This window comes from Wukongibacter baidiensis, from assembly GCF_050888315.1.
Classification (GTDB): Bacteria; Bacillota; Clostridia; order Peptostreptococcales; family Caminicellaceae; genus Wukongibacter; species Wukongibacter baidiensis.
This window is the reverse complement of the sequence record NZ_CP138202.1, coordinates 1,199,999-1,213,351: the sequence shown is the minus strand read 5'-3', so window position 1 is coordinate 1,213,351 and position 13,353 is coordinate 1,199,999. Positions and strand designations below refer to the sequence as shown.

At 32.6% G+C, this 13,353-nt stretch carries 10 protein-coding genes and 1 riboswitch; of the genes, 5 read left to right on the top strand and 5 right to left on the bottom strand.

Annotated features, from left to right (window positions below; genetic code table 11):
• Positions 1 to 36 precede the first annotated feature (36 nt).
• The 4 genes from R9X47_RS05770 to R9X47_RS05755 form a co-directional block, all read right to left on the bottom strand.
• Entirely contained in the window at positions 37 to 1,476 is a 1,440-nt protein-coding gene (locus R9X47_RS05770) for an ATP-binding protein (protein ID WP_432665781.1), read from the bottom strand.
• Positions 1,476 to 2,150 (bottom strand): response regulator transcription factor, encoded by a 675-nt coding sequence (locus R9X47_RS05765; protein ID WP_432665780.1) that lies wholly within the window; start codon positions 2,148 to 2,150, stop codon positions 1,476 to 1,478. Before R9X47_RS05765 ends, R9X47_RS05770 begins: the two co-directional genes overlap by 1 nt.
• A gap of 157 nt (positions 2,151 to 2,307) precedes the next feature.
• Entirely contained in the window at positions 2,308 to 3,927 is a 1,620-nt protein-coding gene (locus R9X47_RS05760) for a Spy/CpxP family protein refolding chaperone (protein WP_432665779.1), read from the bottom strand.
• Positions 3,928 to 4,109: 182 nt separating this feature from the next.
• Positions 4,110 to 5,513, bottom strand: a complete 1,404-nt coding sequence (locus R9X47_RS05755) for a PLP-dependent aminotransferase family protein (protein WP_432665778.1) — start codon at positions 5,511 to 5,513, stop codon at positions 4,110 to 4,112.
• A 99-nt stretch (positions 5,514 to 5,612) separates the two neighbouring features.
• Between R9X47_RS05755 and R9X47_RS05750 the strand changes: the two genes are divergently transcribed.
• The 3 genes from R9X47_RS05750 to R9X47_RS05740 all read left to right on the top strand — a co-directional run bounded on the left by R9X47_RS05750 (position 5,613) and on the right by R9X47_RS05740 (position 8,560).
• The gene (locus R9X47_RS05750; RefSeq protein ID WP_432665777.1) at positions 5,613 to 7,013 is read left to right on the top strand and encodes a pyridoxal phosphate-dependent decarboxylase family protein; all 1,401 of its coding nucleotides are present in this window, start codon (positions 5,613 to 5,615) and stop codon (positions 7,011 to 7,013) included.
• Between the two features lie 133 nt (positions 7,014 to 7,146).
• On the top strand, positions 7,147 to 7,677 hold the full coding sequence (locus tag R9X47_RS05745; protein ID WP_432665776.1) for a TetR/AcrR family transcriptional regulator: 531 nt from the start codon (positions 7,147 to 7,149) through the stop codon (positions 7,675 to 7,677).
• Positions 7,678 to 8,026: 349 nt separating this feature from the next.
• Complete coding sequence (locus R9X47_RS05740) at positions 8,027 to 8,560, top strand: hypothetical protein (protein ID WP_432665775.1); 534 nt, start codon at positions 8,027 to 8,029, stop codon at positions 8,558 to 8,560.
• 205 nt (positions 8,561 to 8,765) lie between these two features.
• Here R9X47_RS05740 and R9X47_RS05735 read toward each other — a convergent pair whose 3' ends face one another.
• Complete coding sequence (locus tag R9X47_RS05735; RefSeq protein WP_432665773.1) at positions 8,766 to 10,016, bottom strand: [Fe-Fe] hydrogenase large subunit C-terminal domain-containing protein; 1,251 nt, start codon at positions 10,014 to 10,016, stop codon at positions 8,766 to 8,768.
• 396 nt (positions 10,017 to 10,412) lie between these two features.
• A riboswitch (cyclic di-GMP riboswitch) is annotated at positions 10,413 to 10,500 on the top strand.
• Positions 10,501 to 10,612: 112 nt separating this feature from the next.
• On the opposite strand from R9X47_RS05735, the gene R9X47_RS05730 reads away from it, so the two are divergent.
• Both R9X47_RS05730 and R9X47_RS05725 read left to right on the top strand, forming a co-directional pair.
• A complete protein-coding gene (locus tag R9X47_RS05730; protein WP_432665772.1) occupies positions 10,613 to 11,398 on the top strand; it encodes a hypothetical protein in 786 nt (261 codons plus the stop codon).
• A gap of 475 nt (positions 11,399 to 11,873) precedes the next feature.
• On the top strand, positions 11,874 to 13,280 hold the full coding sequence (locus R9X47_RS05725) for a sensor histidine kinase (protein ID WP_432665771.1): 1,407 nt from the start codon (positions 11,874 to 11,876) through the stop codon (positions 13,278 to 13,280).
• The last annotated feature ends 73 nt before the right edge of the window (positions 13,281 to 13,353 follow it).

Here is a 13,353-nt window from a genome sequence, read left to right as displayed (position 1 = left end):
TTTAAAGTAATACTTGTAAAAAAGCGACACTGTATCTTAATTTTGTGTAGGAAGTGTAAACCAGAATACTACTCCATTTTCTTTATTAAAAACACCGCACTGGCCTTTATGCTTTTGTATTATGCTATTAACTACTGATAGTCCCAGCCCGGTGCCACCTTTATTTCGAGAACGAGAATCCTGTGCACTATAAAAGGCATTGAATAGATGGGAAAGGTGCTCCTCAGGAATTTCTTCGCCACTATTATAGACTGCCACCTTAACTACATTATTCTTTTGCTCTGCGCTAATTTTCAGTATACCACCAGAGTTAACATGACGTATACCATTTGAAATTAAATTTTCCAGAACTTGAATCAATCGTCCTTCATCTCCAAGAACTTGTAACGAAGGAGGAATATCTATTTGTAATTCAAAGGGTTTATCTGAGGGCATTTGGGAAAATTTACTAGCCACTTCTTTAATTGATTTGGATAAATCAAAATCCCTCATAGTCATTTGAAATACTCCTGAGTCTACATGCATCAAAAATATAATGTCGCTAATCAATCGATTCAAACGATCTGTTTCTTGAAGTATAATCGATGTAAACTCTTTGGCTTCTTCCGTGTCTTTCGCCATGCCTAGATGTAATGACTCTGTATACCCTCTGATCAACCCAACAGGGGTTTTAAACTCATGAGATACACTAGCTAAAAAACGCTTTTGCAATTGTATTTCTCCTTGAAGGTCATCGTTAGCCTGCTTCAAATCACTAATTGTAGAATGTAGTTTTTCCGATATTGTATTAATGCTCTTACCTAATATACCTACCTCATCCTTTAAAGCTCCATGATACCGTTCTGAAAAATCTAAATGAGCAATTTTACTGGTGATATCCGTTATTTCTAATATAGGCCTTACTATCCTTCGTGACATAAAATTAGAAAGAACTACTCCTATAATCAAAACACCTATACCAATCATAATGAAAAAGTCATTGGCAATAGCTACGTTTTCACGTACTTGTTGTAATGGTTTAGTAATCAGTAAAAAATGATCCTTTCTTAATTTGGCAGCTAAAGTGATATGATAGTTTTCATTTTCATTATTCTTTAAGGCATCATAAAATATATGGCCTTCTTCAAGCTTCTTTTGATTTATTTCTATAAACTCTTTGAACTCTTTTGGTAGACGTAATCTATCACCTTTTTTAAATTCAGGAGACGATGACAAGACAGTATCATACTTTTCGTTAACGACAAGATACTTGTACCCAGTAATTGAATTATGACTTCTCAAAATATCTAGGAATTTATCGTCGGATATGCCACGGTGCTCCTCCAAGAGTTCCTCATATTCCTCAACAAAAGTTGATTTATTTTTAAATATGTAGTATTTTTCAAGAAAAATAGAGTTGACCAAGATCATTGCTCCAATCAAAATGGTCAATAAAATTACTATAGCCAACATCCATTTCATTTTGATCGATCTCATTAGTCAACACCTCTATAGCAATATCCTTTATTTCTCAAGGTTCTAATACGTTTCCCGACATGTCCTAACCTCGCTCGGAGGCTTTTAATGTGAGTATCAACTGTTCTAGGATCGCCCAAATAGTTATACCCCCATACCTTATCTAAAATTTGTCCACGAGAAAGTACAATAGATTTATTAAGCACTAGACACATTAAAAGTTCATATTCCTTTGGCCGTAGGGAAATTTTATCGCTGTCAATAATGACAGAGTTAGTGGATTCTTCAAAAAACATACCTTCATCACTAAATTGCTCTTGCTGATTTTTACGTACTCGACGTAGTACACCACCTACACGAGCAATAAGGACTTCATGGGAAAAGGGCTTAGCAACATAATCATCTGCACCGTTTTCAATACCGTGAACTTCACTAGTTATGTCTCCTAAGGCAGTCAACATTATAATAGGAATACTGGATTTTTTTCGGATTTCTTGACATGTTTGCCATCCGTTGAGATTAGGCATCATAACATCCAATATAACCAGATCAATATCATTATGTAGGTTTAATATATCTATAACTTCTTTGCCGTTACTGACGGTGAGTACCTCATAGTTTGCTTGTTCTAAAAACATCTTAACAAGTCTTCTGTAATTTGCCTCGTCATCAGCATAAAGTATTTTACCGAGCATTACAAAGCCCCCCTTTTCAATTTATTAAATAGATACATAGCATTCTAAAAGATGTATGTAAGTACTCTTTGGATATATTATAACACTTTAATGATTACCTAGATAAGATAGTAAAGACTTAAGAGCCCATCTTTATAAATAAAGATGGGCCATATACTTATTCAAATAGAAAATCTGTATCCATGATATTTGGCATTTCAATAGGTTCAGAGTATAAGAAAGCTCCTTCAACTTGGTAGTCATCAAGATTTCTTAGTTTCACTAGTTGTTCCTTTTGATTGTCAGTCAAGGTCTCATATACCTTACTGAAGTGAGTAGCATAACTATATACGATCTTGCCATCAAGTTCTCCATACTCTCGAGATAGCTCAAGTACGGTATCCTCATCGACATCTTTACCATTCATAAACTCACGAAGTTCTTTTGATATTGCTCTTCTTTTTTCAACGATTTCAAGTAAATCATCTTTTTGAATATCTACTAAGTCAATAATTAGCTTTTTCTGTTCTTCAGTTAAAATATTTAAAAACTCTTTACCGCTATCGCCTGTAACATTAGTACCTATAGTATAGTCAGGGTTACCCATAGCCGGCATATCCTTCATGTAAAAAGCTCCAAAATAAGTTCCATGTCTTTCAGGGCAAAAGTACGTATCACTTTCAATATCTCCTGCATACCAACTAAACAATTCACTGGCATAGGTCATAACCAAAACGTGCTGTTCGTGTGACATATCCTTCTTATCAACTTGATCTTCTTTTGTAGGCCATGTTGACGAACTTCCATTAGCCATTTCATCAAGATAAGCTATTTGCTTATCATCTAATGAATTGATAATGTTTCCAAGTACCTTTGCTCTGTTATAACTAAGTAGTCCATCTATTTCATACAACTCACTTGAATAGTCAGCTACTGCATCTATACTTAAACCGGTTGTATCCTTAGGGATATCTCCATCAAGTTGTCGACGAAAAGCCTTCATCAATGGAAAACGACTATATCCGTAGTCTTTAAGAAGTTTTTCCTGTTCCTCTGCCAAGTTTTTTAACTGATCAACCTGTTCATCATTCAAAATATATAAAACATTATTAGCAACACGGGGTACAAATGTTGTATTGTGTCCAAGACCATCTTCATCGACATCTCTTAAGTATTGAAATCCAAAGAAGTCTGATACTTTACCAGGTGGAAAGAATGAGTCGCTACCAAGTTCACCAGTAAAAAATGCAAGGGCATCAAATGCTATAGTATGTAACTGGGCATTATCTGAGATTGCTTGCTCGACAGAATAGTTTTGTCCAGAATTTTTTTCACCATCTTTTTCAGGCTTATCGGCTTTATCTTTGTTCTGATCATCATCTTTCTTAGGTTTATCAGATTTATTGTCGGGCTTATCATCATTCTTTTTAGGTTTTTCTTCTTTGTCATTTGGTTGGTTAGAGTCTTTATCCGATGAAGGCGGCGGATCTAATTCTCGAATTATAGCTGGATCGAAGCCTGCCGCCTTAATAGCACTTTCCAATTCTTTACCACCTTTAAGGCCGGCACTCCTGAAAGCATCGTTGATTGCCTTAGCATCTTCTGCAGTTAATGCTGAAAAATCATACTTTGATAAGATCGCCTTAACTTTTTCTACTATTTTTTCATCCGTTTTCTCCACTTCTACCTTTGGTTGCTCTTCAGGCTTAGCGGCTTCAGGTTGTATCGTTGAGCATCCAATACTACCAAGCAATAAACCTGTGATAATTAAAGAACTAATAATTTTTTTCTTAGACATTGTTCTTCCTCCTTCAAATTCATTTTTATGTTTTTTTAGATCTCTTAAGGCTATTATAAAAAAGTTATATGAGAACCATGTGATAACTTCAAAATTTTTTTTATTTCTTTTAATGTTTTCTAATAGTCTTTCAGAGAACGTCATATGCTTCCATCTAGATGAAGAAGGTAAAATATATAATTCTATACTATAGGCTCAAAGCTATATTCGTATGAGAATAGAGCATTTTTTAGAATTAAAAGCCCTCTTTTTAGTTCCTCTAGATTATTTGGAGCACTTACTGAGATTCGAATAGCATTGTGATCAGTACTCATTCCTATAGAGAATCTCTTTGAAGAAAAAATCTGAAGTCCTGATTCTAAACAAATACGTTCGATATTAGTATCGCTCCACTCATTTGGTAGTATTAAATATCTAAATAATGATGTAGAGGATGGTAAGAGGTTATATTCCTTTAATGTATCATCAAGTATTTGGTTTCTTTCTTTGAGTATTTTCAGTTTAATATCTACAATTTCATCATATTTTAAGGTGTTTTGTAAAAGTGATACTATCTCAGATGTGAGAGGAGAAGCCATCCAAGTTAGGTTGTTCGCACCATGTTTTAATTGGTTTAAATATTTCTTAGGCGACACAATATATGCAATTCTAAAGGTTGGATTTAAGGCTTTAGACGTACCATGAATGTACACACTATTACTTGGAATGATAGTAGTAATTGGTTTCAGCTTTTTTTCTACAGAGAAACTGAAGGTGCCATCTTCGATTAATAATAAATTATAATTGCTTATTATTTTACTTATTAAATATCTTCTTTCTTCACTTAGGGTTATAGATGTAGGATTATGACAATCAGGAATTAAATAGATTCCCTTAGCATTTTCTCTTTTACATGTTTTTTCTAACTCATAAACATCTATTCCAAGATTGTCTCCACTAACAGGAACTAATATGATACCAAGGAGTTTCGCTAGGCTTTTCAAGCCGGTATATGTAAATTCATCAACGATTATTCTATCTCCTTTATTAAACAAACTAACTAGGATAACTGCTAGAGCATTTTGTGATCCCGAAGTGATGATTATGTTATCAGGAGTGCTTTCTATCTTATATTTCTCGATCCACTTTGAAGCGATGTACCGATGCTTAATATGTCCCTCGGGTAGGGAATATTTTAGAGTTATATCATAGTCAATAGAATCGTAAAGCTCACTAACATAGGACTTAATGAGTTCATTTACTTCATATAGAGGGAGTGCCATACCCATTTCAATAATACTTTTATCTGTATGGTCTGTTAACAGGTCAACTGGAATTCCGGCATTACTGCTAACAAATGTCCCTTTTCCAATAACTCCTTTTATTAATCCCATTTCCTCGCACAATTTATAGGCTCTAGTGACAGTGCTATGGTTAATACCTAAGAAATTTGCAATTATTCGTTGGGGTGGGAGCCTGAAACCACTCTTTAATTTACCATCCCTAATGTCTCTTTCTATGCTTTCAGCGATGGATTTATAAATTGGTTTATTAGTTTTTTCAAACTTAGGAATCCATGTGATTTCATTACCATAATAGTTAACCAAGACCTCACACTCCTTTATTGTATTACATACAATCGCACGATTGTATGTATGATAAGCCGATTATATAATAAAATTATACAAAAATAAAGGAGGGGTAGTATGAAAAAAATGCTATATAAAAGTCCAATACTTGAAGAAATAAGAAACCAAAATTTTGAAAAAGACTTGAAGTTAGCTCATGAAATGGCTGTAGATTATATTAATAAAGTTGATAATATGAGAGTTTATCCAGACAAGGAGGCGATTAATAATCTAAAAGCCTTCGATGAAGAGCTATCTGATCAGCCTGAGAAAACGGTTGATATCTTGAATAAACTTAATACCTATGGATCACCAGCGACTGTTGCTCAAACAGGTAGAAGATATTTTGGATTTGTTTGCGGAGGTATTCTTCCATCAGCATTATCAACTAAATGGTTAACCGATACTTGGGATCAAAATCCAGCGATGTATGTATTATCTCCAGTAACCTCTAAAATTGAAGATGTTACTGAAAAATGGCTGAGAGATTTGCTAAGGCTTCCAGATAAAACCGTTGCTGGTTATGTCAGTGGCAGTTCAACAGCAACAATAATAGGATTAACTACAGGGAGAAATCTTTTATTTAAAAACCTAGGATATGATGTCATAAAGGATGGATTGATGAATGCTCCTGAAATCAAAGTTGTTGTAGGAGAAGGAGCTCATTCTACTGTTTATAAGGCACTATCGATTATTGGTCTCGGGAATGACAGCGTTATCAAAGTTCCTGTAGATGAGCAGGGGAGAATAAGAACAGATAAAATGCCTGAACTAGATAGTAAAACTCTAATTATTCTACAGGCTGGAAATGTTAATTCTGGAGCCTTCGATGATTTTGAAAAAATATGCTCAAAGGCCAATAAAGCAGGTTCTTATGTTCATGTCGATGGAGCATTTGGACTTTGGGCAGCAGCTAATGAAAAATTTAATCATCTAATTAAAGGTATTGAATTAGCAGACTCATGGTCAGTAGATGGACATAAGACATTGAATGCGCCATATGATAATGGAATTATCCTGTGTAGGCACAAAGAGATGCTTGTTAATTCTATGCATATGATAGGGTCCTACATTATTTATAGTGATAATAGGGATGGAATGTTATATACATCGGAAATGTCCAGGAGAGCTAGAGCAATAGATTTGTGGGCGACATTGAAGGGATTAGGCAAAAATGGTGTTTCGGAATTAGTATGGGAGCTTCATAAGAAAGCAATCTACTTTTCGAAGTTGCTTAAAGAGGGGGGCTTAGAAATACTGAATGATGTCGTTTTTAATCAAGTATTAGTAAGATTTGAGTCCGATGAAAAAACTGAGCTGTTGATAAAGAATATTCAAGAATCAGGGGTTTGTTGGTTAGGCGGAGCTAAATGGGAAGGTAAATCAGTGATGAGAATCAGTGTAAGTTCATACAAAACAACTTATAAGGATATCGAGATTTCGGCTAATGAGATATTAAGGATTTCAGACAAAATGTGATAAGAAAAGTTAAACTTCATTTATTGACAAATTTAGAATAGATTAATATAATTAGACTAGTAAGTGTTTACTAACTTAATTATATTATGAGGTGATTAAAATAACTACCCGCGAAAAATTACTAAAGGCTACAATGGAACTAGTAAATGATTTTGGATTTCATAATACACCTACATCTAAAATTGCTAAAAAAGCAGGATTTTCTGAAGCAACAATATATAAGCATTTTTCAAATAAAGATGAACTGATAATTGAAGTGTATCTCAAAATAAAGTCTGATTTAGATAAATTTGTCTCGAAGGATGCGGACAAGATAATTGATATTAGAGAAAGAACAATAAAGGCATTGAATAATTACTTAGATTATTTCCTGACACATCGTCATGAATTAATGTATTATTTGCAATTTAATTATTCAAACTATATGAATCAAGTGATTCATGAAATGGGTAGGAAAAGATTAGAACGTGTTAACCAAGATATTATTGAAAATATTGATAAGGGTTATTTTCGAAATATGCCAATGGCACTCTACGAGGCATTCGTTCATGTACCTATACTTGAAGTTGCTAGGGCATATCATACAGGTGAGTTAGATCTTACAGAAGAACTTAAGAAACAAGTAGTTTCAAATATTTTAAACTTTATATTAAAAATCGAATAATGATATAGAGATTCAAATAGAACTATTAATTTATACATATCAAAACTTCTCAGAAACATCGAGTATTTTGATATGTATAAATTAAGTTCTGGTATATGAACTCAAGGTATATAATTTTTTTTTCAAAATAAAGTTAGTGATTAATTACTAACAAAAGGGGGGAGATATTGTAAATAAATTGAATCTGCATGAAGAAATCAATTTGAATAAAGTAGTTGTTATGTTGTATTTTATTAAAAAAAGTGTAGGTGTTTATAATGGATAAGATATTATTTGTAGGTGTTTATTTTGGATTGGCAGCAATAATTTGGTTATTAGCTCGTAGAACAGATGAGAAAGGAGAGAGATAATGGTAACAGGACATTTTACCACGGCGTTAGTTCCCTATAGTAAGAACAAAGAATATCCGTTATTCTTATTATTGATTATTGTTCAAATACAGGATCTTCTAATTCCTCTAGATCTGATAACGCAGAAGTTAGGAATTTCTGAATTATCAAGTTTGCAAATGACTTACAGTCATGATATTATTCCAGCGGCTATTATGGCTATTCTAGTTGGAATAATTATGTACATCATATATAAAGATAGAAACTTAGCACTTTGGAGTTTGGGCTTAGTAGTTTTTCATGAAATTTGCGATTTGTTTTCGGGTTTTTCACACAATATTTTTGGAACGGATACTATGTCAATTGGTTTTGATTTTTATAGAACTGCTCCAATGAATGCCTATATTATTGAATTTTTGTTAGCTGTAGTTTGTTTATCATATTTTGTTATACAGAGGAAGAAAGATAATGATCCTATTAGCATGAAAAAATTAATACTTTTATCGAGTGTAATTTTTCTTCCAATAATAGGTATGATGATTAATGCTGCATAAGGAAATTCGGTGTGATAGAAGAGTTATAGAGAGAATAGTGCAGGAGTTAAGAGATGAAGCTTCATATTTGTAAGAAATAATAAAATATATTATATAATTAAAAGCTAAAAAGACATCATTATAGATAATGTTCAGGTTATCCTGTACTTTCTATAATGATGTCCTTTATTATAATAGAATGGTTTGCTCTATCATAAAGTTTTACCTATTTAGACTGTTCCTCAAATCTCTTCTTAAATAAAACCATGCAATCGTCAAGCTGTGTTTGACCGAGTGCTATATCTTCTGCCATGGTTTGACATGATGGAGAGCCACAAGCGCCGCAGTCAAGCTTTGGTAATTGCATTTTGATCTTCATACATTCAGACATTTTTTTCATGGCCTCAACAACATCACTTCCAAAGACATTATTCTTTATAGGAGTTATTTCTTCATTTAAAGCTATTTCATCGTCATTTAAATCGTAGTCTTGGCTTTGAGGAATAGATAGATGCTTTTCAGATAATCTTCGTATTCTATTTTTGGCAATAAATGGACTTTCAATGGCCAGAACTCCTCCAACGCAACCATTTGTACATGAAAGGAGTTCAGCAAACCTAATTCCAGTTAATCTTCCATCCTCTATATCATCTAGAATGTTAATCACATTCTCTATACCATCAACACATATATAGTCTTCGATTCCAAGGGCTGAGGTCTCTCCACCAGCCTTAGCCCAACCAATACCCTTTCCAGAAAGATAATAAGGTAAAGGCTCTAAGGATGACTCGAGATTTCTAACTATAAATGGATGTATTTCTTTAAAAGATATAACTCCATCAACGGAAGACATCTTTGAGCCTATTGGATTTTTTACACTAGTTACCTTAGATGGACATGGACTAATAAAAAATACACCGATGTCAGAAGGTGAAAGGCCAAGCTTTTTACATGCCTCTTTTCTTGCTATAGTAGCTGCTATCTCCATAGGTGATTCTATAGGGAGTATATGATTAATCAAGTTAGGAAATCTTACTCTTATAAGCCTTACAATAACTGGACATGAAGAAGATAGTAGTGGCTGTATATCACTGGTTTCAATTATTTTTTTTGTATATTCTGTATAGATGTCAGCGGCTCTTGTTACTTCAAACACTTCATCAAAACCCACGGCTTTTAAGGCAGCTAATATTTTACCAGGTTTATTTTTACTTCCAAATTGGGAATAAAAACTTGGTGCTGGTAGAGCAATTTTATATTTATATGGTTCTATATTATCAATAGAATCCGAAACGCTATCTTTGGCGTGTTCAGGACATTTTCTTATGCATTCTCCGCAATCGATACATTTAACTCCTGTTATTCTCGCTTTTCCATTTCTAACTCTAATAGCCTGAGTTGGACACTTTCTAATACAGTTAGTACATCCAATACATATATCATCTTTTAAAACCACAGAATGAAAATTACTGCTCATAATAGACCCTCCGTTTTCGTAAGAAAGATATATTTTGCATTATATTCTATTATCAATTAATCAAATATATACAATACAATAAATATTTTACATTCAAAGACTTGATAGCTAACCTATATGATGATGTTAAATATCCAGAACGTAATAGATTTTTCGTAACTTATATAATTAATAAATTTATTTTTTTAAAGCACCTATAAATTATTGTAACATACTTAATAATCTTAAGCATGTGAAAATTCTATTATTTTTATAAGTTTTCTAAATTTTGTTTAAAAGATAAAGGGGACATCGTAATTAGCTTCTATAGAGAAGTATATATAAGTGGTTATAACCAAATTGATATATACGACAAAATATGATATCATATTACAATATGTGATAAAAAATTATATGATTAGAAAGTGGCACACCTGTCGAAAGGCAGGGTCGCAAAGCCATGGGTCTAAGGGAAAAAAGTTCCTATGATTGCCAGGTTGCCTAAATATTATAGTATGCTATTGAGGCAACTGCATTTGTGTAGTTGTCTTTTTCTATAGAATTTACAGTGTATGATGAGCTAGGATTAGTAATATTAGTGAAGCGGAGGAGTTGGAGTGGATAAGAGATTTACAAAAACAATAGAAATGCCTGATAGTACACTGAATTTAAAATCTCCATCACAACTAAATCTAGAATATAGATTGTTAGACGCTATGGATGAAGAACTAATTTTAGATGCTGCCGAGTGTCTTTCTGAAACCCTTGTGGAGACAGATAGTTGCAGAGGAAAAATAAGCGAACCTATGGTAAATGCCTTGGGATTATCCAAAAGAGATATGTTCGAATTTGCTTTAAAATGTATTAGAGATTTGGTTGTTCATGAGTTATCATTTGTTGCTTTGGATAAAAAAACTAATAGAGTAGTTGCTGTAGTTGTAAGTGAAAATTTTGATCCCGAGAAAAAGAACTTTAGTTTTAAAGGGAGTTTAGCACCTATGAATGACATTGTAGATTTCCTAGCTGAAATTGACAATAGGTTTCTTAATACAGTTCAGTTTAAAACCGGATGCATGGCGGAAAAAAATGAATATGTGCAAGTATTTATGTGTGGCTCTAGGTTGGCTAAGTTCAGAGGATATGTTATTGCAAAGCTAATAAAATTGATTATGGATAGAGCAAGGAAGAATGGATATAAGGGAATATTCGCTAAGACAACAACATCTGGATATGCTAAAATTTTTACGGAATATCATAATTTTCACTTAGTCTATGACAAAGAAAACAAGCCCATACTTAAAACATTCTCAAGTGTTGAAGCCTTAAAAAAAATACCTCCAGAGATATCAGAAGACTGTAGGATTTTTTATAGGGCTTTGGGAAACGATCGAACTCTTTTATAGTAAAATAAGAATGCTGAATACCAGATATAAACCCCTTTTAATAGATACATTTATGTGGCTTAAAAATATCTATTAAAAGGGGCTTTTTTATAAATTAAAGAGTTAAAAAATAATATGGGCTCTGCCTGGAAGCAGTAGCCCTATTGTAGAGGTAATGCTAAAGATTTTTCTATTTTAAGAGAGGATTATGATTAGCATTTCTTATAAGTATATACTACATGAGTAATGTTAACTAAAGATTAATACAATGTTAAATCTATGAAAAGTGTAGTTTCGTGGGGTAAATAAATGATTTTTTCAAAAAAACGGGATGGAGTGATAGAGATTCCAGTGAAAACTTTAATTTATACACATCAAAAATCCTAAGAAACATCAGATATTTTGATAAGTTTAACTAGGAACTCTCTATATATGGTAAAATATTATTGAGTTTGATGCACTCGGAACCTACGTAGTTAAATATGGAGGATAGATAATGTTTAAAAGTATATTTAATAAGCTTTTGATTACTAATCTAATTATTATAGTTTGCATAATTTCAATTTTGTCCCTTATTCTATCGGCAGTTTACAGAGTACATATCTTTAATGAAAAAGAAGAGTCACTTAACTTTGTAGCAATAAAGGTTCAAGAGGTCGTTAATGACTTTAATAATAAAGATCTTTCTAAAAAGGAACTAGAAGCCTATTTGAATTCCTTAGGATATATTACTGATTCAAGCATCTATCTATTAAAATTAAATAAAGAGAGCTTAGAAAACCCAGAAAGCCTAGAGCAAGCAAATGAATTTATGGAAGGATATCTAATAGATGATTTGAAAAAAATACTTGATGATAATGTAGTTTTTAGGAAAAAGCACTATTCTAAAGAATTGGATACCTTTCTTGTTTTTCTAGGGGTACCATTAAAAGTGAATTCAGAAATAAGTGGAACGATTTTAATTTTCTCACCTGTAAATCAAATAACGAGTAATATTACTAGGATGAATCTAATTATCTGGTCTACGGCACTTATAGCTATGATATTGAGTGGAATTTTCATTTATATTAACTCCCTAAGAATATCTAGGCCAATTAAAAGAATCGACGCTGCGGCTAAAAAGATTGCTTCTGGTGAAGAGACAGAGGATTTAGTAGTTAGTTCTCAGGATGAGATTGGGCAACTGGCACTTACATTTAATTATATGAAAAATAAACTTTCTGAAATTGAAAGCATGCGACGGGAGTTTATAGCCAATGTATCCCATGACTTAAAAACCCCGCTTACTTCGATAAATGGCTTTATAGAGGGAATGATTGATGGAGTCATAGGACCTGATGAATACAATGAGAGTTTTAAGATCATTAAAGATGAAACCTCGAGACTTATGAAGTTGACTAACGATATTTTACAGCTATCTAAAATTCAATCAGGGGCTTTGAGATTATTAAAGGAAGATCTGCATCTAAGAAATTTACTAGAAGATATTGCAAGTAGCGCGGTTATGGGGTTAAATGATAAAGAAGCTTCAATTGATATAAACTGTGATAATGACTTAATGTTATATGCTGACAAAGATAGATTAAAGCAGATATTGATAAATCTTATTAGTAATTCTATCAAGTACTCACTAGATAAGGTAAATATAATAATTTCTGTTATTGATAAAGAAAAGTATGTAGAATTCAAAATTATAGATAATGGGATAGGCATAGATGAGGAGAATTTAAAGCTAATATTTGAGAAGTTCTATAGAGTAGATAAATCACGTTACTCTAAAACAGGAGGTACTGGCCTCGGATTAAGTATTGTGAAAAACCTTATTGAGCTTCATGAAGGAAAAATTGATGTAAGTAGCGAGGTAGGAAAAGGTACAGAAATAAGCTTTACAATACCAAAATAAGCTCAAATCTATTATAGATAAACAACATTAAGATTCAAAATAAATTTCTGTGAAAATAATGAATGCTTCTACA

Bases quoted from the DNA above. Each gene is read 5' to 3' on its own strand.
- R9X47_RS05770 (WP_432665781.1), bottom strand. From the start codon at position 1,476: ATGAGATCGATCAAAATGAAATGGATGTTGGCTATAGTAATTTTATTG.
- R9X47_RS05765 (WP_432665780.1), bottom strand. From the start codon at position 2,150: ATGCTCGGTAAAATACTTTATGCTGATGACGAGGCAAATTACAGAAGA.
- R9X47_RS05760 (WP_432665779.1), bottom strand. From the start codon at position 3,927: ATGTCTAAGAAAAAAATTATTAGTTCTTTAATTATCACAGGTTTATTG.
- R9X47_RS05750 (WP_432665777.1), top strand. From the start codon at position 5,613: ATGAAAAAAATGCTATATAAAAGTCCAATACTTGAAGAAATAAGAAAC.
- R9X47_RS05745 (WP_432665776.1), top strand. From the start codon at position 7,147: ATGGAACTAGTAAATGATTTTGGATTTCATAATACACCTACATCTAAA.
- R9X47_RS05740 (WP_432665775.1), top strand. From the start codon at position 8,027: ATGGTAACAGGACATTTTACCACGGCGTTAGTTCCCTATAGTAAGAAC.
- R9X47_RS05735 (WP_432665773.1), bottom strand. From the start codon at position 10,016: ATGAGCAGTAATTTTCATTCTGTGGTTTTAAAAGATGATATATGTATT.
- R9X47_RS05725 (WP_432665771.1), top strand. From the start codon at position 11,874: ATGTTTAAAAGTATATTTAATAAGCTTTTGATTACTAATCTAATTATT.